Here is a 21,338-nt window from a genome sequence, read left to right as displayed (position 1 = left end):
ACGCTGATGAACAAATTAAATACTTCTGATCTACCTGCAATTCAATACACCATTTGGTCAGCTGATCTACACGGTCACCGCTTTCATGTGAAGCTGCGCATTGAAAACCCATTGCCGAATGGGCAAATTCTGCAAATGCCTGCCTGGATTCCAGGAAGTTATTTAATACGAGACTTCAGCAAACAAATTGAAACGATTGAAGCATTTGCACTTGAAAATCCAAATCAAGCATTGGAATTAGAAAGAATCGACAATGATCAGTGGCGCTTACCCAAGGTAGCTGGTGCAGTAGAAATTCTGACAACTGTTTATGCATTTGATTCTTCTGTGCGCGCCGCCTATCTCGATACTGAACGTGCATTTATTAATCCAAGCAGCTTGTGTTTGGCAGTCAAAGGTCAAGAATCTTTGCCCTGCGCTTTAGTGTTGATTCCGCCTAAAGATACTTGCGCAAACTCATGGATCGTTCAGACAGGCTTACAACCCGCCAAAATAGATAGTCAAGGTTATGGCTTTTATCTTGCCAAAAACTATGATGACTTACTTGATCATCCAATTGCCATGGGCGAGTTCCAGATTACCTACTGGAAATCCAATGGTGTGTCACACAGTATGGCGATACAAGGTTGCATTCATGAAATTGATCTAGAGCGCTTGGCAACAGACCTTCAGGCTATCTGCACTTGCACTATCAATCTTTTTGAACCGAAAACTAAAAACGCACCCTTCCAGAATTATTTATTTTTAGTTAATGCCGTTCTTTCTGGGTATGGTGGACTTGAGCATCGTAATAGCACTGCTCTGCTATGCCGTCGCGATCAGATTCCTCAAGTCAACACTCCCTTAGATGAGGCATCCTATCGTGAGTTCTTAGGTCTTTGTAGTCATGAGTACTTTCATGCTTGGTTAGTCAAACGGATTCAGCCCAAAGCATTTCAACCTTACCAACTCGATCGCAGAAACCATACTCGCCTACTCTGGTTGTTTGAAGGCTTTACGAGTTACTACGATGACTTGCAATTATTCCGCAGCAAACGCATTGATCTCAAAACCTACCTCAAGCTAGTTGCGAATAATTGGAACGGTATTTTGCGTGGCCCTGGACGATTGAAGCAAAGTCTGGCAGACAGCTCTTTTGATGCCTGGACCAAGTACTACCAAGCTGATGAGAACACGCCCAATGCGGTCGTGAGCTATTACGGTAAGGGCGCATTGCTCGCCTTAGGATTGGATCTCCAGATTCGCGCATTTACAAATAACCGTCAGTCTTTAGATGATTTGATGCGCCTCATCTGGAAAACACATGGGGTCACTCTGGATGGTATTACTGAAGATGGTTTGGATGGGTTGATATCCAAGCTGCTTGGCAAAGGATTCTCCAAAACTTGGGCTCAATTTAAATCTCGTTATATTTTTGGCGCGGAAGATATTCCAATTCAGAAATGGATTGACTCCAAATTCATTACAGCTAGACCAAAAAAACATTCCAAACTAGAGCAAATAAAGCTGCAATTCGGAATGCGTCATAGTGATAGCAATGGCTGGCTAAAGGTAACGCATGTGCTTGATGGTGGAGCTGCACAATTAGCAGGCCTAGCACCTGGAGATCTGTTGGCTAGCATTAATGGCGAGCGCATCACAACTGCCCGCTGGGATAAGGTTTTAGCTAGCTTGATCCCTGGACAAGTTATTCAGATTTGTTTTTATCGAGATGATTTAGAGCACGAGTGCATGACAGTTCTTGAAGACGAGCAAATTCCAAACCAATACACCCTCACGCCAACTGAGTAATGCATTCATTTTCTGCAGCTGATATTCCAGAAGATTGGCGCGCGCTCCTCGGAGACTATTTTGAATCGCCTGAGTGGCAACAACTACAAACTAATCTCAGGGCCGAGCTAAATACATCTGCAGGAATGATGTGTCCTGAGCCCCAGAATTTCTTCAAAGCGCTGACATTAACCCCGCTTACTAAAGTTAAGGTCGTCATTTTGGGGCAGGATCCGTACCACTCCCCCGGTCTAGCTCAGGGCTTGGCTTTTTCGATACCCAGCAATATTCCAACTAATTCCCGACAATTTCCTAGTTCCTTGCGCAATATCAGCAAAGCCCTAGCACTGGAAGGTTTTGGTACCCTTCCCAACGGTGATCTTCATACTTGGGCTGAGCAAGGTGTCCTCCTTATTAATACCGCCCTCAGCGTCAAATTAGGCGTAGCGGGCAGCCATACCAACATAGGCTGGAAGCCCCTCGTTGATAGACTGATCAGTACCTTGGCAAAGCAAAAACCTTGCCTGGTTTGGATGCTGTGGGGTGGTCACGCCCAATCCAAGCTACCCCTGATTGAGGCAGCCCCAGATCAATTGATTCTGCAATCCTCCCACCCCTCTGGGCTGGGAGTCTACAAAACGGATCAACCCTTTCTACAGCCTGGTGCAAGGGCAAGCTGCGGGCACTTCACTAAAGCCAATGAGTGGCTCATGAGGCGCCATGAAACCCCTATTTGCTGGGTCACCTCGAACGAGCCCACAGCCAGCGTCGCCCTTCAAGCCAAGCTCTTTAACTAAGGTTTGGCTGCTGCATACAGGCAGCCAGCCAAACATGCGGCCACTATTGCACTGAGCCATTCCAGCATCTGGCCAGCCTGAAATAAACCTACAAATTGCCCTATATAGGAGCTAGCTAGGGCAGCAATACTGCCAACTAAGACTGCCATGAGGAATTTCTTGGTCTTTGGCTTGGATTTACCTTGTCTGGGGTAAAAAACCAAAGCAAATACGCTAGATAGACCGCCAATCACCAGAAAAGCTAAAAACCCCATTGCTACCCCCATTGTTGCTGACATCAAATCTATAATCACCATTATGAAGTTGTTGACACTCGGCATCAATCATCACACAGCGCCGGTCGCCATTCGGGAAAAGGTCGCCTTTGACCCCGAATTTCTTCAAGAAGCGTTGCATGATCTTCGCCAACATCTCGTTGGCGCGAATCAGGCCGGCCTGCCTGAGGCCACTATTTTGTCGACCTGCAATCGCACTGAAGTCTATTGCGCCGCTAATGACGCAGACGCTGCAAGTCTTTTGCATGAAGCAACGTTTGACTGGCTAGCCAAAACCCAACAACTTGCTCCAAGCAGTTTGGAGCCGCATATTTATTCACTACCGCAATCTGATGCGGTACGTCACGCCTTTCGGGTTGCCTGTGGATTGGATTCCATGGTGATTGGTGAAACCCAAATTTTGGGTCAGATGAAAGATGCTGTGCGCACTGCAAATGATGCAGGCGTCCTTGGTACTTATCTCAATCAACTCTTTCAGAAAACTTTTGCCGTTGCCAAAGAAGTTCGTGGCTCTACAGAAATTGGCGCTCATTCAATCTCGATGGCAGCTGCCTCAGTTCGATTAGCCGAACGTATTTTTGAAAGTATTGCTGATCAACGTGTTCTGTTTATCGGTGCTGGCGATATGATCACTTTATGTGCAACCCATTTTGTGGCACGTAAACCCAAGGCCGTTGCAATTGCTAATCGCACCATTGAGCGTGGCCAAGAATTAGCAGATTCGATTTCAATTCAAGATGTTGAGGCGGAATCATTCAAGCTTTCAGAATTACCTTCACGATTACATGAATTCGACATCATTATTTCAAGCACTGCCTCATCGCTTCCGATCATTGGCTTGGGAATGGTGGAGAGCGCTCTGAAGCAACGTCGCCATAAACCGATGGTGATGATTGACTTAGCGGTACCTCGTGACTTTGAGCCTGAGATTGCTCGTTTAAATGACATTTATCTTTATACAGTCGATGATTTAGGCGTCATGATTCAAACGGGAACGTCTCTACGCCAAGCTGCTGTAAGCCAAGCTGAAGCGATCATTGAAGATCGCGTTGGTAGTTTTATGCATTGGATGCAGGGTCGCAAGACTGTGCCATTGATTCAGGATATTCAGCAACAAGGTGAACATCTCAGACAGCTCGAACTCGATCGCGCCATGAAACGATTGATGCGTGGCGAGGATCCCCAAGAAGTTCTTAATGCGATGGCTCAAGGCTTAACCAATAAGTTCTTGCATGGCTCACTACATGCTTTACAACACTCTAATGGCGCTGAGCGTGACGCCCTGATTAAGTTGCTTCCCAAATTGTTCGCCTCGCACTCCAAGCCAGAAGACCATTAGATGAAGCCCAGCATGCGGGCTAAGCTAGACCACCTAGACACGCGCTTAGCCGAACTCAATTCCCTATTAACTACCGAAGAGTCCACGAAGGACATGGACAACTATCGGAAGCTCACGCGTGAGCATTCTGATATTGCGATGGTAGTTGAGCAGTTTGGCTTATACAAACAAGCTGAGGCTGATGCTCAAGCCGCTGAAGAGATGCGCAAAGATCCGGAGATGAAAGACTTTGCCGATGACGAACAGAAGCAAGCTCAGGCTACTATGGAGGAGCTTGAGGGCGTACTTCAAAAACTACTATTACCTAAAGATGTGAATGACGAGCGCAACGTCTTCTTAGAAATTCGTGCGGGTACGGGTGGTGATGAGAGCGCCCTCTTTGCTGGCGACTTATTGAGGATGTATACGCGCTTCGCTGAGCGTCAAGGCTGGAAGGTGGAAGTGGTAAATGCCGCCGAATCTGATCTTGGTGGATACAAAGAAGTTGTTCTTCGCTTGGTTGGTCAATCCGTTTACTCGCGCCTCAAATTTGAATCTGGTGGTCACCGCGTGCAACGTGTACCCCAAACAGAAACCCAAGGTCGTATACATACATCTGCTTGTACAGTGGCAGTGATGCCCGAGGCAGATGAATTAGAGGCAGTCAAAATTAATCCCGCTGAACTGCGTATTGATACTTTTAGAGCATCAGGTGCTGGTGGCCAGCATATTAATAAAACAGATTCTGCAGTACGTATCACGCACTTACCCACGGGCACAGTAGTTGAGTGTCAGGATGACCGTAGCCAACACCGTAACCGTGAACAAGCGATGAAAGTGCTGGTATCACGCATCATGGATGCGCGTGAACGCGAGAAACATCAGCTCGAAGCCCAAACCAGAAAGTCTCTGATTGGTTCTGGTGATCGTAGCGACCGAATTCGTACTTACAACTTTCCGCAAGGTCGCATTACTGATCATCGTATTAATCTCACGCTCTATAAGATTGATGCCATGATGGATGGAGATTTAGACGACCTGTGCAATGCTTTGGCATCAGAACATCAAGCAGAGCTTCTTGCAGCACTTGGTGATAGTTAATGTAGGTAGGATGAGTATTAGCCAGTCTTTACGAGAATTAATGAGCAACTGCGCATTGCCAGTCAATGAGGCGCGGATATTGCTAGCCCACTTACTAGAGAAGCACTATCAACTCCCACGTTCTGCCCTCCTATCGCGCGACGATATGGGCCTGAATGAGCAAGCCTTTGAAGAATGGGAAAGTCTAGTCTCCAGAAGATTGCATGGTGAGCCCATCGCTTATATCTTGGGTAAGAAGGGTTTTCATAATATTGAGTTACAGGTAGGGCCTGGAGTACTGATTCCCCGCCCAGAAACCGAGCTCCTGGTAGAGATTGCTCTTACCGATATCACCAAGCTCAACAGGGCTACCAAGGTATTGGACCTCGGCACCGGCTCTGGCGCTATTGCCCTCTCGATTGCTAGTGCTGCGCCTCTGGCGTTACTGTTTGCAACAGATCAATCAGAACATGCTCTGGGTATCGCCAAGCAAAATGCTGAATTCCTCAACCTGACGGATCGAGTCCAGTTTTCACAGGGCAGTTGGTACGAGGCGCTAGTCCAAGGAAACCAATTTGATGTCATTGTCAGCAATCCGCCCTATATCGCTAACCAAGACCCCCATCTCACCCAGGGGGATCTCCGATTTGAGCCTGAATCTGCGCTGACCGATTACGCTAGCGGGCTGAGCTGCCTAGAGGTCATTATTGCCGGGGCAGATCAATATCTGAAAGCTGGTGGCTTGATTGCCGTCGAGCATGGCTTTGATCAATCTCAAGCGGTGCTAGAGCTTATGAAAGAAGCAGGCCTAATAGATGTGCAGGCTCATCTCGATTTGGCGGGCCACTGCCGTGCAGCCTCTGGACGAAAAAGGCTCTAAAACCCATAAAGGGAATTAACCCTTTTCTGCAGATAGCCTTAAAATTACCCTCATTGTTAATTGCAATTCAAGATCGCCTTACAGCGCTAATTCAGGAAGAAAATTATGGATACCCAAGCAAAAATTCAAGAAATCGTTAGCAGCCATCCCGTTGTATTGTTCATGAAGGGCAATGCTCAATTTCCACAATGTGGTTTCTCTGGAAATGCAGTCAATATTCTGCGCACTTGTGGCGTAGACAAGCTACATACAGTGAACGTATTAGAGGATGCAGAAATTCGTCAGGGTATTAAAGAATTTGCTAACTGGCCAACCATTCCTCAGCTCTATATCAATGGTGAATTCATTGGTGGCTCTGACATCATGACTGAGATGTTCCAAAGCGGTGAATTGCAAAAGTTAGTTCAAGGCTAAGACTTCATAGCTTGCATAGACTGTATTTGTGACTTTTGATTTCAGCGCCCTACTCCTTTTTGGCCTGCCATTCGGTTTATGCGCAGGCCTTTTGGTTTACGCGCTCAATCTGAGGTCCGCGCTGCAGCGTAGCGAACAAGAAGCGCAAACTGAAGCAGCCCTTACTATCAGCCTGCGCTCTGAAAGAGACCAGGCCTTACAAAATGCAATTCGCCTCGAGGCGGAGCTAGATTCCGAGCGCAAGCAAGGTCTTGGCAGAATTGAATCCCTCAATGAGGCTAAAGAAGCGCTGACCAATCAGTTCAAAAATTTAGCTAATGAAATTCTGGAAGATAAGTCGAAGCGCTTCACCGAACAAAATGTTGCCAATCTAGATGCATTACTCAAACCACTGCAAAACAAGCTTTCAGAATTTAAAGAGCAGGTAAATACCTCCTACGGTAATGAAGCACGTGAACGCTTTGCCCTCAAGAGCGAGATCGAGCGTCTAGCTAATCTAAATTTACGTATGTCAGATGAAACGCGTTCGCTGACCCAAGCGCTCAAGGGCGATTCGAAAGTACAAGGCAATTGGGGTGAATTGGTTCTCGAGTCCATCCTTGAATCTTCAGGCTTGCGCAAGGGCGAAGAATATCTTGTTCAAGACAGCCATACCCAGACTGATGGCTCACGCCTTCAACCAGACGTTGTTGTTAAATTGCCGGAAGGCAGGAGTTTGGTGGTCGATAGCAAGGTTTCCATCACAGCATATTCACGCCATGCTGAAGCAACCGATCCGATAGTCTCAGAACAAGAGTTGGCTGCACACATCCAGTCGCTAAGACAACATATTCAGGGGCTCTCGAGCAAGAACTACAGTTCTTTATATGGCATTGGCTCGGTAGATTTTGTCTTGATGTTTGTGCCCATCGAGCCAGCTTTTCTATTGGCCCTAAAAACTGCACCCAACCTTTACCAAGAAGCGCTAGCGAAGAACATTGTGCTGGTATGCCCCAGCACCTTGATGGCCACACTGCGTACCGTTGCTCACTTATGGCGTCAGGATCACCAAAATCGCAACGCCTTAGAAATTGCAAAACAATGTGGCACGCTCTACGATAAATTTGTTGGTTTTGTAGATGATCTTGAAAAACTAGGTCAACGTCTAGATCAAGCACAAACCAGTTATCACGATGCCTTTAATAAACTGAAATCAGGTAAGGGTAATCTGATTCGTACCGCTGAGAAGGTGCGCGAGCTTGGCGTTAAGCCTAGTAAAAACATCCCTGCACCCCTGATTGAATCTTCAACAGATCCAGAATAAACGCAGAACAAAAATTGACTGCTACAGCATCAGACTCTCAAGCCCCATCTCATTCCTATAGAAAAGTTGCCATCGCAGCCTGCTTTGGAACATTTCTAGAGTGGTATGACTTTCTTACTTTTGCCACTCTGGCTGTAGTTTTTGGTCCACTCTTTTTTCCGTCTAGTGATCCCAGCACAGCCTTATTAGCCAGCCTAGCAACCTTTGGGGTAGGTATGGTGGTAAGGCCCATTGGTGCGGCCATATTCGGCAGCATTGGTGACCGTATTGGGCGCCGTCCTGTTTTTATGATCACCATTACCCTCATGGGTATCGCAACGGTCTGCGTTGGTTTTTTGCCGACCTATGCTCAAGTTGGAATATGGGCGCCCACCATGCTAGTCAGCTTAAGATTGCTTCAAGGCCTTTCAGCCGGCGGTGAAATTGGAGGAAGCGCAGTCTACCTAACAGAGCATGCTGGCGACTCTAATCGTGGTTTTAAGACAAGCTTTTTACAACTGATGGGGCCGCTGGGGATCCTGGTATCCACCTTACAAATTGCCCTGCTTCAGCTCTACCTGACTCCAGAAGAATTTCTATCTTGGGGCTGGCGTGTGCCATTTTGGGTTTCTCTCATTCTTTTATTGATTGCATTTAAAGCGCGCATGGCTTTAGAGGAAACGCCGATCTACTTGCAGCTCAGTAAAACAGAATCTCAATCCAAGAGCCCATTACGAGACAATCTCAAAGATCCTGAAACCAGAAAGAGAATGTTTCTACTTTTCTTCTGCATATCTGCTGGTGGCGCAGTACTTTTTTTCTGCGTGCAGGTCTACACCTCGATCTTTCTGAAAACTACCGTAAAGCTTGCACCACAAGTAGTTGACCAGTTAAGCGTTTATGCAACAGTTGCTCTGCTACCCCTCACCGTATTCGCAGGATGGCTCTCAGACAAGGTTGGTAGAAAACCTGTTGTAGTCAGTGGTCTGATCTTGGGAGCCGCACTAATACTGCCGGCATTTCATCTTCTGCAAGCTAATGGTGAATCCACTCTATTGATAAGCCTAATCTTAATTGCTTTATCAGCAATCCTGGCACTAGTGGTTGGGCCACAAACAGCCCTTCTTGCAGAATTATTTCCAGCTAAAACCAGAAATAGTGCAGCCACTCTTCCACATAACTTAGCTGCAGGCTGGATTGGTGGACTGCTTCCTTTAATTGTGACCTGGTTGAATCAATACTGGGAAAGTAGCATTGCAGGACTCTGGTATCCGACTATATTCTTGGCTAGCGGTGCAATTGTGGCAATACTCTATTTGCCGGAAACTAGAAAAACGAATCTACTGAATTAAATTCTTTGCAATATGCTTTATTGGATCCCATAAAAAGAAAAAACCTAAATTCGCGAGAACTTAGGTTTTTTTAAATTTTTGGTGCCCCTTGTCCGACTCGAACAGACCACCTACTGATTACAAATCAGTTGCTCTACCAGATGAGCTAAAGGGGCAACGGATAATATTTTAACCTATTTCACAATCGTTAAGGAAGGTCTGCCAGCTTTTGGTTTTTCAGGATTCTCGGGATCCGAATCTTGAGGTTTAACTGACTGGCTAGCATCAAATGGAAAGGACATGCCCTGGCCATTTTCACGGGCATAGATAGCTAAAACATGGCTTACTGGAACCATGATTTTTCTTGGGACTCCGCCAAATCTTGCCTGGAAGCTAATCCAGTCATTGTCTAAATTGAGCTGATGACAGGCCTCAAGAGAAAGATTGAGAACGATTTCATTATTCTTCACAAACTCCATGGGCACTTCGACGTTTTCATCAACAAAAACTGCCATGAAGGGTGTAAAACCAAAATCCGTGCACCACTGATGTAGGGCACGGATTAGGTAAGGTTTATTGCTTGGGATATCAGACATGCTTATCTTGCCAGCATGGACAATGAGCCGCTTAGCGACGCATTACCTTTTCTGAAGGCGTTAAAGCCTCGATATAAGCAGGTCTACTGAAAATACGCTCAGCGTACTTCAAGAGAGGGGCTGCATTGCGCGAGAGGTCAATGCCGTAATGCTCTAAACGCCATAGTAATGGAGCTATAGCCACATCAAGCATAGAAAACTCTTCACCCAGCATGTACTTGTTCTTCACAAAAATAGGTGCCAGCTGAGTTAGGCGATCACGAATAGCCAAACGAGCCTTTTCGTGAGACTTCTCTGCTGCCTTACCTTTTTCGTTCTCCAAGGCTGCAACGTGTACAAACAATTCTTTCTCAAAATTGAAGAGGAAGAGGCGTGCGCGTGCGCGAGCAACTGGATCAGGCGGCATTAATTGTGGATGAGGGAAACGCTCATCAATATATTCATTGATGATGTTTGACTCATACAAAATCAAGTCGCGCTCAACCAAGATTGGCACTTGGCCATAAGGGTTCATCACCGAGATATCTTCTGGCTTGTTAAACAAGTCAACATCACGGATCTCAAAGTCCATGCCTTTTTCGAAAAGCACCAAACGGCAGCGTTGCGAGAATGGGCAGTTTGTGCCCGAGTACAACACCATCATAAATTTATTTCCTTAAATATCTACTTCAATACAACAAACGCACAAACAACTGCGACTTTAAATCTTAGAAAACCTTGGCTTAGTGAATGTCTTTCCAGTAAGCCTTATTCAAACGTGAAGCTAAGAGCGTAAAGATTGCCAAGAAGATCAGCACAATCACACCCAGACGCTTGCGCTCTAGTTGTACTGGCTCAGCCATCCATGACATGAAGGCAACTAAGTCAGCCATGTTGTCGTCATACTCTTGTGGCTTCATGGTTCCAGGCGTCAACTGCTCAAAACCAACAAATACCTTTTCCATGCGGGTTGCATCATGTGGATCTTTGCGCTCTTCAAATTTCGCAGCACGCTCACCCTGCAGCTCCCATAGAACATGTGGCATACCAACGTTTGGATATACCAAGTTATTCCACCCGGTTTGAGTAGTGTCGTCTTTGTAGAAAGTACGGAAATAGGTATAGAGCCAATCGGTGCCACGTGCGCGCGCCTCTACAGATAAGTCAGGCGGAGTTTTACCGAAGAACGCTTTACCTTCTTTTGGTGTCATGGAGATCGTCATCAGATCACCAACCTTAGCATCAGTAAAAATCAAGTTATCTTTGATTTGCTGATCAGTCAGGCCGATATCACGCAAGCGGTTGTAACGCATGCTGGTAGCTGAGTGACAGTTCAAGCAATAGTTTACAAACAACTTGGCACCATTTTGTAGAGATGCGTTGTTACTGACGCGATCTGGCGCTTTATCCAATGGAAAGCCGCCTTCACTGGCATTAGCACTTACGCCAAAGCCTAGGGCAGCAACTAGAACAGTTGCTTGGCAGATGCCCATCAAAGTTTGCAGAATTCGTTTCATACTAGTTCCTAATTTCTCGGTATCTGAATTAATGGGACTTAAAAGTAACGCGAGTTGGAACTGGCTTGAACGTGCCAAGCTTGCTCCAGAAAGGCATTGCTAAGAAGAAGCCCAGATAATAAATAGTGCAAATCTGAGAAATCTTTTCAAATACTGGTGATGGTGGCTCGATACCTAAATAACCCAAGATCACGAAGCTCACAATAAATACTCCATAGATGTATTTATGGAACTTCGGACGGTAACGAATAGACTTCACTGGGGAGTGATCTAACCATGGCAAGAAGAACAGGATCACAACAGAACCACCCATGATCACAACACCCCAGAACTTCGCATCAAATGCATAGAAGCCAGCAGCTAACACTACTGCAATTGCAGCACATGCACCTTTGACCCTAAGATCTTTAGACTTCAGGGCAAACATTCCTAAAATCACTGCCAAGAAAATCCACAACGGCAATAGGAAGTTAGAAGTCGTTGCACGCAACATGGAGTAGAACGGTGTGAAATACCAAACCGGTGCAATGTGTGTTGGAGTTACAAATGGATTTGCAGGGATAAAGTTATTTGCCTCGAGGAAGTAACCGCCCATCTCCGGTGCAAAGAATACGATGCAAGCAAATACCATCAAGAATCCGCCCAAATACATGACGTCATGGACGCTGTAATAAGGATGGAATGGGATGCCATCTACTGGATGACCATTTGCATCAAGCGTGTCTTTAATTTCAACGCCATCTGGATTGTTTGAACCAACTTCATGCAAAGCAAGAATGTGAGCGGCAACTAATCCAATCAACACCAATGGAATCGCAATGACATGGAATGCAAAGAAGCGATTTAGTGTTGCATCGCCAACTACGTAGTCACCACGTAACCACAAAGAAAGATCTGGACCAATTAATGGGATAGCAGAGAACAAGTTTACGATCACTTGAGCACCCCAATAGGACATTTGACCCCATGGGAGCAAGTAGCCAAAGAATGCTTCACCCATGAGGCACAAGAAAATTGCGCAACCGAAGATCCAAATCAATTCACGTGGCTTACGATATGAACCGTAGATCAAGCCACGGAACATGTGCATGTACACAACAACAAAGAACATTGAAGCGCCAGTGGAGTGCATGTAGCGGATCAACCAACCCCATGGTACTTCACGCATGATGTATTCAACTGATTCAAATGCTTTCGCTGCATCTGGTTTGTAGTTCATTACCAAGAAAATGCCGGTAATGATCTGAATTGCCAATACAACAATTGCTAACGCACCAAAAATATAGAAGAAATTCAGGTTTTTAGGAGCGTAGTACTCGCTCATGTGACGCTTAAACGCTTCTGTTACTGGCAAGCGTGAATCCACCCAAGCCATGAGCTTTTGTGCGCCTGAAGCGTTTGCTGGGACTTCTTTTTCGTGAAATGCCATTTATCTCTCCTTAGGCCTTCTTATCTTCGCCAACCAGAATCTTGGTATCGCTCAAATACATATGTGGCGGTACTTCCATATTGTCTGGGGCTGGTTTGTTCTTAAATACGCGGCCTGCCATATCAAATGTAGAGCCATGACATGGGCACAAGAAGCCGCCTGGCCAAGTATTTGGTAAAGAAGGCTGTGGACCTGACTCAAATTTCGCTGTTGGAGAGCAGCCTAAATGGGTGCAAATACCCACTACAACAAGGTACTCAGGCTTAATTGAACGCCATTGGTTCTGGGCATAAGGAGGAGTAAATTGGGCTGGATCCCTTAAAGAATCAGGGTCTGCAAGCTCAGAATCAATTTTAGACAGTTCGGCAACTTGCTCAGGCGTGCGACGCACAACCCAAACTGGCTTACCGCGCCACTCAACCATACGCATCTCATCTGGCTGCATGCCAGAGATATCAATTTCAACAGCGGCTCCAGCGGCTTTTGCACGCTCGGAAGGCTCAAAACTGTTCACAAAAGGGTAAAGGGCTGCGGCTGCACCAACACCACCGACCGCCGAGGTCGCGATCAACCAATTACGACGATCCTTATCCATACAGGGCTTGTCACTCATTTACAGAATTCCTTGATAGAGCATTTTTAGATGGAAATTGCTTAAAGGTAAGATTTTAAAGTAAAAAGTGGGGTATGCAAGAAAGTTATGGGGTTAATCTTGAGATAATCCCAACGAATTAGAAAAGAGAGGGATTTATGGCTGTTTTAAAGGAATTTCGGGACTTTGCGGTCAAGGGTAACGTCATTGATTTGGCCGTTGGTGTCATTATTGGCGGGGCCTTTGGCAAGATTGTTGACTCACTCGTAAATGACATTGTTATGCCCGTCATTTCGACCCTCCTGGGGGGTCATATTGACTTCACCAATCTCTTCCTCGTTTTGGGCAAGATTCCAGAAGGCGTTCCACGCACCTTTGATGCTCTTAAAAAGGCAGGAATACCAATTTTTGCCTATGGGAACTTCATCACAATCTCAATTAACTTCATCCTTTTAGCTTTTGTCATCTTTCAGATGGTGAAGTTAGTCAATAGAGTTAGGGCAATGGATGCCCCTCCAGCACCTCCTACACCAGAAGATATTGTGCTGCTGAGGGAAATTCGGGATAGCCTCAAGAGATAGAAGGGCGGGAAGCCTACTTCCCAGCCGCCTTGATAACGCATTTGCTCAGCTTAGCCCAATAGTCTCGAGCCTTGGGTGTCAGCTCAATACACTTTTTACGACCGTCAGTGTCGGGACCATAGCGAATAAGATCCTGCTTTTCTAAATATGCAATACGCCTATGCAGGGTGGCAGGGGATCCTATGTCATTTGCATAAATCACATCCCCAACTAAGAGTGGCTTACCCTGCTTTTCATGGGTGACAATAAATTCGAGTAATTTTTTCTCAACATGATCCAACTTTGGAAAAGATGGGGATGCCTCTAGGGCCTCCAGCAATTGCGTAAATCTGAGATACGCATCATTGAGTAAAGAAGATTGCATATTTGCCTCCAGCTACTTGTTTTTTATTTTCTTATTCCCTTACTTTAAACCAAACCTCACGCAGGTCCGATTTTTTTAAAAGGCTTTCAGGGTTACCCCCCACTGTGTGTATTTTCTTGATTCAAATTAGAATTATCTGTAATTACCAATATCGATTAATAAATCAAGAAAAAATGATCCAAGCTTTAACTGTTATCTGCATAGCAGTAATCTGGAGTATTTGTGATTTTATTAATCATGAAGCACTTCATTTTCTTAAATCTGAAAAATTTCTTTATTCAGTATATTTATTGGCAGGCCTAAGATTGCTGGCAGTTATATTATTTGGCTATGTTGGATTCTTCGGCATCTTTTTTGGAAATGCATTTTCAAGCATCCTTTGGCGTGATTACGAACCAAACGATGCCATCTGGTTAGCGCTACTATCGTCCTCTGCCGCTCTATTTTCTTACAAGTTATGGCAAAAGCTAGCCACCATAAGTGATTCATTTAGCGGAGTAAGTCCTCTTCAGCTTTTTTATCTAATTGCTTTAAACGGCATGGTTACTTCATTATTGAGGTTTTCATACATTTTTTATAACGATAATCAAGTTTCGAGCGCTCTGATCATCAACACTCTAGCGTCGAATATTTCTGGGGCTATTTTCTTTTTATACACCATCAAGCTCTCAAATCATCTATATCGAAGAATGCGGCGCTAGTCTTAAATAAAAACAGCGTCAAAAAATCTTTAAATCTTCATCCCTTAGTTTATGGAGATTTAAAGAATGAAAAAATCGCTATTAGCAGTTGCAGCAATCGGCGCATTTGCGTCAGCAGCTCAAGCTCAGTCATCAGTAACCGTATACGGTATCTTGGACGTTGGTTTTCAAGGTGTAACAACACGTGGTACTGCTGCTTCATCAACAAGCACAGCAGTTCAAAACCCAGTAGCTGGTGGTAAATCTAATCAAACACGTTTCTCTGGCGAAGGCTCTGAGCAAACTTCACGTTTAGGCTTCCGCGGCACTGAAGATTTAGGCGGCGGCATGTCTGCTTTCTTCACGGCTGAATTTCAACTCTCGCCAACAGATGCAACACTATCTGGCACATACGGCAATGGTTTAGCTAACCGTCAAACATTTGTTGGTTTGAAAAAGAATGGTATTGGTCAAGCTGCAATCGGTACTCAGTACACCCCAATCCACATGGCAGTTGGTCGTACAGACCCAGGTCAGCAAAACAACATGTTGGGTAACGTAATTTACGCAACTAATGCTTCACAGGGTTCAGGTCAAACAGCTACTTCATACACAGTTCGTTACAACAATGCTTTGACATTAATGACTGATCGAATTGCTGGCTTTCAGGTAAACGCTATCTACAACAATAACAACACTGATACAAATCAGACCGCAGCTGCTGGTGGCTCTACCAACAACAATGCATGGGGCGCTGGTGTTAACTATGTATGGAACAAGTTAAACGTTGATGCAGCAATCCAGAATTCAAGCTCTTCAAACTGGACAGCTCAGCAAACTACTGGTCCAGCATTGCCAGCTTCAGCCAGCACTGCCGCAGCTAACTTGCCAGCTAACCCATTAGGTACAGCAATCAATATGGCTCAACAGTACTACGGTGCAACTTATGACTTTGGTATCTTGAAGGCATACGCTGGCTATATTTCAGCAAAGTACTCAAACCAAGCTACACCAAGCAGCTACTTACAACGTACTGCTCAGCAAATTGGTGTTCGTAGCTTCGTAACTCCAACAATCGAAGCTTGGGCATCTGCCGGTACAGGCCGTTTTGAAGGCCAGAACCTTGCACAATCTGCAGCAGCCTTAGCAGTTAAGAGTTCAGCTAGCCAAAACTTCACTGGTTACCAGTTGGGTTCTAACTACTGGTTGAGCAAGCGTACAAACATGTATGCAATTTTCGGCTCAACACAAGTATCTAGCTCTGGTGTTGCCATGTCTGAAGGTGGCTCAAGCTACGGTGTTGGCGTACGTCACACTTTCTAATTTAACGCTAGCGTAAGCTAGTCAGAATTAGGTCTTCTTAAAAACCACCCTTCGGGGTGGTTTTTTTATTAAATTTTTTTAGTGTCAATCTTATAACTATTATTGCCAATCATTACAAATACTCGTATGAAATCATTTTGTTGGGTTGTATAAATACATCAAATTTATAATTAAAAATGATAAGTATTTATTTGCATCCCCATATCAAATGCAATGCAGCCAATGATGACTGCATCGGAGCGGTCAATCCGATAAATATTGAATACTTGGTAGCCAAGCCATCTCAGAAGTCCTCTCAATTTCTTTCTGAATTTATAGCGAAGCCTAACCCAATCATTTTTGACGACGCAGTAAAAATTGCACTCAGAAGGGAGATTGCCAAGCATTCCCGGGGTGAAATTACCGCCCAGACCCTTGGAATGTTTCAAAGTCGACTTAAGTCAAAACTTCTTCCATTTTTTACCGGTATAAATATCATTGAAATTGACTACAGTACCGTGGCTCAATTCGTGAATTTTTTAAATTCAAAAGACATTAAACCAATAACAATTAAACAATATCTAGGTCTACTGAAAAGAATCCTACAAATTGCACTAGAGTTAGAGTGGATTTATAAGATACCTCTTTTCCCAAAAATTAAAGCCAAAAGCACTCCAAGGGGGAGCTTTACATGCAAAGAGTATAGGAAAATCTTGCAAGCTAGTAGGCAGCTCTCTAGAACTTGCCATACCGTACCGAATAACCATCGAGTAACTTCTGGTGGGGCATATATGCATCGTGATACGGTCCCGATGGAAATGACTTGGCTCATACAATTTATGGTGAATTCATTTGTCAGGCCAGTAGATATAAAAATCATTAAACACAAGCATGTTGAGATGATTTTAGGGGCTAATACCTATTTAAGATTAAGTTTGCCAAAAACAAAGTCTCATACTGGTCAGATAGTTACCCTAAGAGCTGGCGCTTTTATCTACGAGAGATTAAAGCGTTATCAAGCATCTAGAGGATACGGTAAAAGTGAAGACTACCTATTTCTACCCGAAGCAAAAGATAGGGCTGGAGCAATTCAGCTAATTACGTCTCATTTTAGAAAAATTCTTAAAAAGAGTGGCGGCACTATTGGTCAAGAGGGTCAAACAAGGACGCTATATAGCCTCAGACATACAGCGATTACATTCAGGCTTCTATATGGTCAGGGAATCGACCTGCTTACTCTTGCAAGAAATGCCAGAACGTCGGTAGAAATGATAGAGCGATTTTATTCATCGAATCTAACTGCTGAGATGAATATTGAAATGCTTCAATCTAAAAGAACATCCGTGAAGCAGTAGCGTCCATAATTAGCTATTTTAATAAACTAAGCACCTATATAGGCGATAAAAAACCCACTGCGTTTCAGCAGTGGGTTAATTTGATGCAAGACTAATTCTAACTAGCTTACGCTAGCGTTAAATTAGAAAGTGTGACGTACGCCAACACCGTAGCTTGAACCGCCTTCAGATACAGCAATTGAAGAGCTTGATACTTGTGTTGAGCCGAAAATTGCATACATGTTTGTACGCTTGCTCAACCAGTAGTTAGAACCCAACTGGTAACCAGTGAAGTTTTGTGATGCTGAAGCAGCAGTTGCACTTGACAATGCTGACAAGTTTTGTGCTGTGTAACGACCTGTACCAGCAGATGCCCAAGCTTCAACTTTTGGAGTTACGAAGCTACGAACACCGATCTGCTGAGCAGTTCTTTCGAGCTGAGCATTGCTAGCTTGAGCCTGAACTTTGTTGCTTACATAGCCAGCGTATGCCTTCAAGATGCCGAAGTCATAAGTTGCGCCGTAGTACTGTTGGGACATTTGAACAGCCGCGCCCAATGGGTTTGATGGAGCTAAACCAACAGTTTGCGTTGCTGGCAAAGCTGGACCAGTAGTTTGTTGAGCTGCCCAGTTTGAAGAGCTTGAATTCTGGATTGCTGCATCAACGTTTAACTTGTTCCATACATAGTTAACACCAGCGCCCCATGCATTGTTATTGGCAGAACCACCACCAGTTGCAGTTTGGTTTGTATCGCTGTTGTTGTTGTTATAGATTGCACTAACTACAAAGCCAGCCATGCGGTCAGTTGCCAATGTCAAAGCATTGTTGTAACGAACTGTGTAAGAAGCCGTTGTTTGGCCTGAACCTTGAGCTGCTGAAGTTGCGTAAATTACGTTACCCAACATGTTGTTCTGCTGGCCTGGGTCTGTACGACCAACTGCCAAATGAATTGGTGTGTACTGAGTACCGATTGCAGCTTGACCAATACCATTCTTTTTCAAACCAACGAATGATTGGCGGTTAAACAAACCATTGTTTGCATCACCAGAGAGAGTTGCGTTGGTTGAATTCAATGCAAATTCAGCTGTGAAGAAAGCAGACATGCCGCCGCCTAAATCTTCAGTGCCGCGGAAGCCTAAACGTGAAGTTGTCTCAGAGCCTTCGCCTGAGAAACGAGTTACGTTAGTTTTTGTTGAGCCATTACGTGTTGTAACGCCTTGGAAACCAACGTCCATGATACCGTATACGGTTACTGATGACTGAGCTTGAGCTGCTGACGCAAATGCGCCGATTGCTGCAACTGCTAATAGCGATTTTTTCATTCTTTAAATCTCCATAAATTGAAAGTAATGCCCAAACAAAACTGGGACCTATGAATTTTGCTTGTTTTGCCTTGCTAGACTGGGGGTAAGGGTATTTAGGAGCTCTTTTTGCTTGTCAAAAGGCAGTTTTTTGGCTTTCTTCGTTGTATCAGGGCAACAAGGGCTTTGATTTCTGTCTTTTTGGGGCCTTGAATGTCAAAATTGTCATATGGCAAGCCGTGAATTCTTAAAAATCCTCCAATTAGCCCGCATAGGTGACGTTTCTGCACAACAAAATTTGGCCTCAGCCTATCTTACGGGGGCCTTTAAAACCCCAATCCAGCCTGCTAATGCTTTGATTTGGTTAGAAAAATCATATTTATTACTTAAAAATCAGTTGGTTAGCGCTACAAGCTCAAGCGATATTGAAACTACCCATCTTGAAGCAGCTTCCCCAGATTTTTTGGCAATGTTTGAACAGATTTCAGCGGTTCCACTTGCTGCCACCCTGAGCTCGCCAGCATTCCCTTTTGGATGGAACTCGTTTTGGAAGCTAGCGCAAACCAATGTTTCTGCGAGATATGCGGCGCAATGGCAACTCGCGGAGTTATTACTCGATCCCAATAAAAAAGATCTGCAAACCGAAATTGCTAGTTGGGTTTCTAAGCAGGATGGTGAACGTGATTTTTCTGCACTTCAAAAAACCGCAAAAGATTTCCTTCATGAGTTAGCAGACTCAGAAACGCCTTTCACCAATTCTGCCAAAGAGCTACTTATTAAGCTACAACCAAAAGATGAGGCACTCTCCTCGCTTTGGAATGCTTGGACCTCAGAAAAGAATGAGGCGGCATTAATACAAGCAGCAGAACTTGGCCTAACGATTGCAAAACTTACCTTAGGTTTACGCCTAGCCCAATTCAATGAAGTTGATTCTGATGCGAAAGATTTGATTGGGGTGGGCAGCAGCAAGTCGAATGCCTCACTTAAGAAAGCAGCCTATTGGTTAGAGCTTGCCGCAAAAGATGGTGATCGCGATGCCTGGTTTGCACTTGGGGAGATTTATCGTCGCCCACAGTTCTCTGGATATAACGCCAGTGAAAGTGATCGATGCTTTGATCGCGCTGCAGACTTAGGGCATGCATATTCGCAATTTAGAAAAGGTGCCAATTTATGGCGCAAGCGTGAAAAGATTGAAGAAAAGGTTCGGGGGCTACAAGCTTCCTATTGGATTTGGCAGGCACACCAACAAGGCGTACCCGAAGCAAAAGAATTACTTGGGAAAATTTTAGAGAATGTCTCAAGCCCAAAGAAAAATGATTGGTTCGAATTAGCCACTTATGCTGAAAAGGCATTAAGCCATCACGCTGAACACAAATTAGATGAGGAGTGGATCTTGCTATGCCACCGACTCATCATCGCCAATCAATTTAATTTGAGTAAAGCAGAGTTATTACTATGCCAGGTTGGGCAGTTGCAACACGAACATTGTGTCGTTGTCGATATTCGCCATGAATTGCCGAAGATACTACCTAGATTGATTCAGATTGATACCACTCAACAGCGCCGCTCTTTACTTGCGGCAGGAAAAGTATTCGCAGGAAGCGAATCAGACTTGGAAGGAAATCTCAGGCAAAGACGTTATCGATTTGATCGGGTAACAGAGTGGCTCACTGCCACCTTCTCCCAAGATCAAACAGTTGCTTGAGTATCTGAGTTTGTTGTGCCAGCCTCGTCGTCCGAGGGCTTAGGCACATAAAATCGTGCTATGAGAAGTCCCAACTCATAGAGCAGGCACATTGGCACAGCCAACAACAGTTGAGACAACACATCTGGTGGCGTCACAATTGCTGAAATCACAAAAGCACCAACAATTACGTAAGGACGAATCTCTCTGAGTTTTTCTAGGGGAACCATACCCATACGCACTAAAACCACCACTACAACGGGCACTTCAAAAGTAAGTCCAAAAGCTAGGAAGGTATTCATGGCAAAACCAAGGTACTTATCAATATCCGTTGACATCTCCGCGCCCAAGGGAGCGTTGTAGCTAGCCATAAACTCAAACACCGTCGGAAATACTAAGAAGTAAGCAAATGCCATGCCAAATATAAAGAGGCTATAGCTACTCACCACCAAAGGCACAATCAGTTTGCGCTCATGCTGATACAGCCCCGGGGCAATGAACGCCCATAATTGATACATCACTACGGGCAGTGCAATTAAGAAAGCTACCAACATGGTGACCTTCATCGGCACAAAGAATGAACCCGTTACATCTGTCACGATCATCTTGCCACCAGAGGGCAGAGCATTTAAGAGTGGCTGCGAGAACAAATGAAAAATATCCGGCGCCCAATAAACAAGGCAAACGAACACTGCGATGATTGCTAATACTGACTTAATGATGCGATCACGCAACTCAAATAAATGAGATAGGAAGGATTCTTGTAAGCCGGAATCTTCTGTTGAGTTATTTTGCGTCATTGATATTGGTATTTACTTTTCTTTGGGCTAAA

General features: G+C 44.7%; 22 protein-coding genes and 1 tRNA gene. 13 read left to right on the top strand and 10 right to left on the bottom strand.

All coding sequences use genetic code 11. From position 1 onward, the window contains the following. Positions 1–6: 6 nt before the first annotated feature. Together AOC19_RS00710 and AOC19_RS00705 are read left to right on the top strand one after the other, a co-directional pair. Positions 7–1,791 carry a M61 family metallopeptidase gene (locus AOC19_RS00710; protein WP_215376572.1) on the top strand — a complete coding sequence of 595 codons (1,785 nt, stop codon included), beginning with the start codon at positions 7–9 and terminating at the stop codon, positions 1,789–1,791. Then, positions 1,791–2,567 (top strand): uracil-DNA glycosylase, encoded by a 777-nt coding sequence (locus AOC19_RS00705; RefSeq protein WP_215376568.1) that lies wholly within the window; start codon positions 1,791–1,793, stop codon positions 2,565–2,567. The genes AOC19_RS00710 and AOC19_RS00705 overlap by 1 nt, the downstream gene beginning before the upstream one ends. Here AOC19_RS00705 and AOC19_RS00700 read toward each other — a convergent pair. Next, positions 2,564–2,863 (bottom strand): hypothetical protein, encoded by a 300-nt coding sequence (locus tag AOC19_RS00700; protein WP_251368039.1) that lies wholly within the window; start codon positions 2,861–2,863, stop codon positions 2,564–2,566. The genes AOC19_RS00705 and AOC19_RS00700 overlap by 4 nt on opposite strands. A gap of 1 nt (position 2,864) precedes the next feature. On the opposite strand from AOC19_RS00700, the gene hemA reads away from it, so the two are divergent. The 6 genes from hemA to AOC19_RS00670 all read left to right on the top strand — a co-directional run bounded on the left by hemA (position 2,865) and on the right by AOC19_RS00670 (position 9,168). After that, positions 2,865–4,181, top strand: coding sequence for a glutamyl-tRNA reductase (gene hemA / locus AOC19_RS00695; RefSeq protein WP_215376566.1), 1,317 nt, complete (start codon positions 2,865–2,867; stop codon positions 4,179–4,181). Further along, on the top strand, positions 4,182–5,261 hold the full coding sequence (gene prfA / locus AOC19_RS00690) for a peptide chain release factor 1 (protein WP_215376563.1): 1,080 nt from the start codon (positions 4,182–4,184) through the stop codon (positions 5,259–5,261). 40 nt (positions 5,262–5,301) lie between these two features. Next, the gene (gene prmC / locus AOC19_RS00685; protein ID WP_251368038.1) at positions 5,302–6,120 is read left to right on the top strand and encodes a peptide chain release factor N(5)-glutamine methyltransferase; all 819 of its coding nucleotides are present in this window, start codon (positions 5,302–5,304) and stop codon (positions 6,118–6,120) included. A gap of 105 nt (positions 6,121–6,225) precedes the next feature. After that, entirely contained in the window at positions 6,226–6,534 is a 309-nt protein-coding gene (gene grxD, locus AOC19_RS00680) for a Grx4 family monothiol glutaredoxin (RefSeq protein ID WP_215376557.1), read from the top strand. A gap of 28 nt (positions 6,535–6,562) precedes the next feature. Continuing rightward, a complete protein-coding gene (rmuC, locus tag AOC19_RS00675) occupies positions 6,563–7,837 on the top strand; it encodes a DNA recombination protein RmuC (protein WP_215376553.1) in 1,275 nt (424 codons plus the stop codon). A gap of 14 nt (positions 7,838–7,851) precedes the next feature. Further along, positions 7,852–9,168, top strand: coding sequence for an MFS transporter (locus tag AOC19_RS00670; RefSeq protein ID WP_215376550.1), 1,317 nt, complete (start codon positions 7,852–7,854; stop codon positions 9,166–9,168). Between the two features lie 79 nt (positions 9,169–9,247). Here AOC19_RS00670 and AOC19_RS00665 read toward each other — a convergent pair. The 6 genes from AOC19_RS00665 to petA all read right to left on the bottom strand — a co-directional run bounded on the left by AOC19_RS00665 (position 9,248) and on the right by petA (position 13,281). Continuing rightward, positions 9,248–9,323 (bottom strand) — tRNA-Thr (locus AOC19_RS00665). Positions 9,324–9,341: 18 nt separating this feature from the next. Continuing rightward, on the bottom strand, positions 9,342–9,743 hold the full coding sequence (locus AOC19_RS00660; RefSeq protein ID WP_215376547.1) for a ClpXP protease specificity-enhancing factor: 402 nt from the start codon (positions 9,741–9,743) through the stop codon (positions 9,342–9,344). 31 nt (positions 9,744–9,774) lie between these two features. Then, entirely contained in the window at positions 9,775–10,386 is a 612-nt protein-coding gene (locus tag AOC19_RS00655; RefSeq protein ID WP_015420301.1) for a glutathione S-transferase N-terminal domain-containing protein, read from the bottom strand. 79 nt (positions 10,387–10,465) lie between these two features. Then, complete coding sequence (locus AOC19_RS00650) at positions 10,466–11,239, bottom strand: cytochrome c1 (RefSeq protein ID WP_251368037.1); 774 nt, start codon at positions 11,237–11,239, stop codon at positions 10,466–10,468. 28 nt (positions 11,240–11,267) lie between these two features. Continuing rightward, the gene (locus AOC19_RS00645; RefSeq protein ID WP_215376544.1) at positions 11,268–12,668 is read right to left on the bottom strand and encodes a cytochrome b; all 1,401 of its coding nucleotides are present in this window, start codon (positions 12,666–12,668) and stop codon (positions 11,268–11,270) included. A gap of 10 nt (positions 12,669–12,678) precedes the next feature. After that, positions 12,679–13,281, bottom strand: a complete 603-nt coding sequence (gene petA, locus AOC19_RS00640) for a ubiquinol-cytochrome c reductase iron-sulfur subunit (RefSeq protein WP_215376541.1) — start codon at positions 13,279–13,281, stop codon at positions 12,679–12,681. A gap of 137 nt (positions 13,282–13,418) precedes the next feature. Between petA and mscL the strand changes: the two genes are divergently transcribed. Beyond that, positions 13,419–13,841, top strand: coding sequence for a large conductance mechanosensitive channel protein MscL (gene mscL / locus AOC19_RS00635; RefSeq protein WP_215376538.1), 423 nt, complete (start codon positions 13,419–13,421; stop codon positions 13,839–13,841). Positions 13,842–13,854: 13 nt separating this feature from the next. On the opposite strand, the gene AOC19_RS00630 is transcribed toward mscL, so the two are convergent. Beyond that, complete coding sequence (locus AOC19_RS00630; protein WP_215376535.1) at positions 13,855–14,205, bottom strand: winged helix-turn-helix domain-containing protein; 351 nt, start codon at positions 14,203–14,205, stop codon at positions 13,855–13,857. 173 nt (positions 14,206–14,378) lie between these two features. Here AOC19_RS00630 and AOC19_RS00625 point away from each other — a divergent pair, with 173 nt between their 5' ends. The 3 genes from AOC19_RS00625 (at position 14,379) to AOC19_RS00615 (ending at position 17,542) form a co-directional block, all read left to right on the top strand. Then, positions 14,379–14,906: a hypothetical protein gene (locus AOC19_RS00625; protein ID WP_215376532.1), complete on the top strand. Its 528-nt coding sequence runs from the start codon at positions 14,379–14,381 to the stop codon at positions 14,904–14,906. 66 nt (positions 14,907–14,972) lie between these two features. Beyond that, positions 14,973–16,208 (top strand): porin, encoded by a 1,236-nt coding sequence (locus tag AOC19_RS00620; RefSeq protein ID WP_215376530.1) that lies wholly within the window; start codon positions 14,973–14,975, stop codon positions 16,206–16,208. Between the two features lie 176 nt (positions 16,209–16,384). Next, positions 16,385–17,542: a phage integrase SAM-like domain-containing protein gene (locus AOC19_RS00615; protein ID WP_215376527.1), complete on the top strand. Its 1,158-nt coding sequence runs from the start codon at positions 16,385–16,387 to the stop codon at positions 17,540–17,542. 122 nt (positions 17,543–17,664) lie between these two features. Here the strand turns inward: AOC19_RS00615 and AOC19_RS00610 are convergent, their stop codons facing one another. Continuing rightward, entirely contained in the window at positions 17,665–18,843 is a 1,179-nt protein-coding gene (locus tag AOC19_RS00610) for a porin (RefSeq protein ID WP_215376524.1), read from the bottom strand. A 208-nt stretch (positions 18,844–19,051) separates the two neighbouring features. Between AOC19_RS00610 and AOC19_RS00605 the strand changes: the two genes are divergently transcribed. Next, entirely contained in the window at positions 19,052–20,527 is a 1,476-nt protein-coding gene (locus tag AOC19_RS00605; RefSeq protein ID WP_215376522.1) for a tetratricopeptide repeat protein, read from the top strand. Here the strand turns inward: AOC19_RS00605 and tatC are convergent. Beyond that, the gene (tatC, locus tag AOC19_RS00600; protein ID WP_215376519.1) at positions 20,512–21,306 is read right to left on the bottom strand and encodes a twin-arginine translocase subunit TatC; all 795 of its coding nucleotides are present in this window, start codon (positions 21,304–21,306) and stop codon (positions 20,512–20,514) included. The two genes, AOC19_RS00605 and tatC, sit on opposite strands and share 16 nt — an antisense overlap. Between the last annotated feature and the right edge of the window lie 32 nt (positions 21,307–21,338).

Origin of the sequence: Polynucleobacter asymbioticus (assembly GCF_018687575.1) — a bacterium.
Classification (GTDB): domain Bacteria; phylum Pseudomonadota; class Gammaproteobacteria; order Burkholderiales; family Burkholderiaceae; genus Polynucleobacter; species Polynucleobacter asymbioticus_C.
This window is presented reverse-complemented; position numbering and strand designations above follow the sequence as displayed.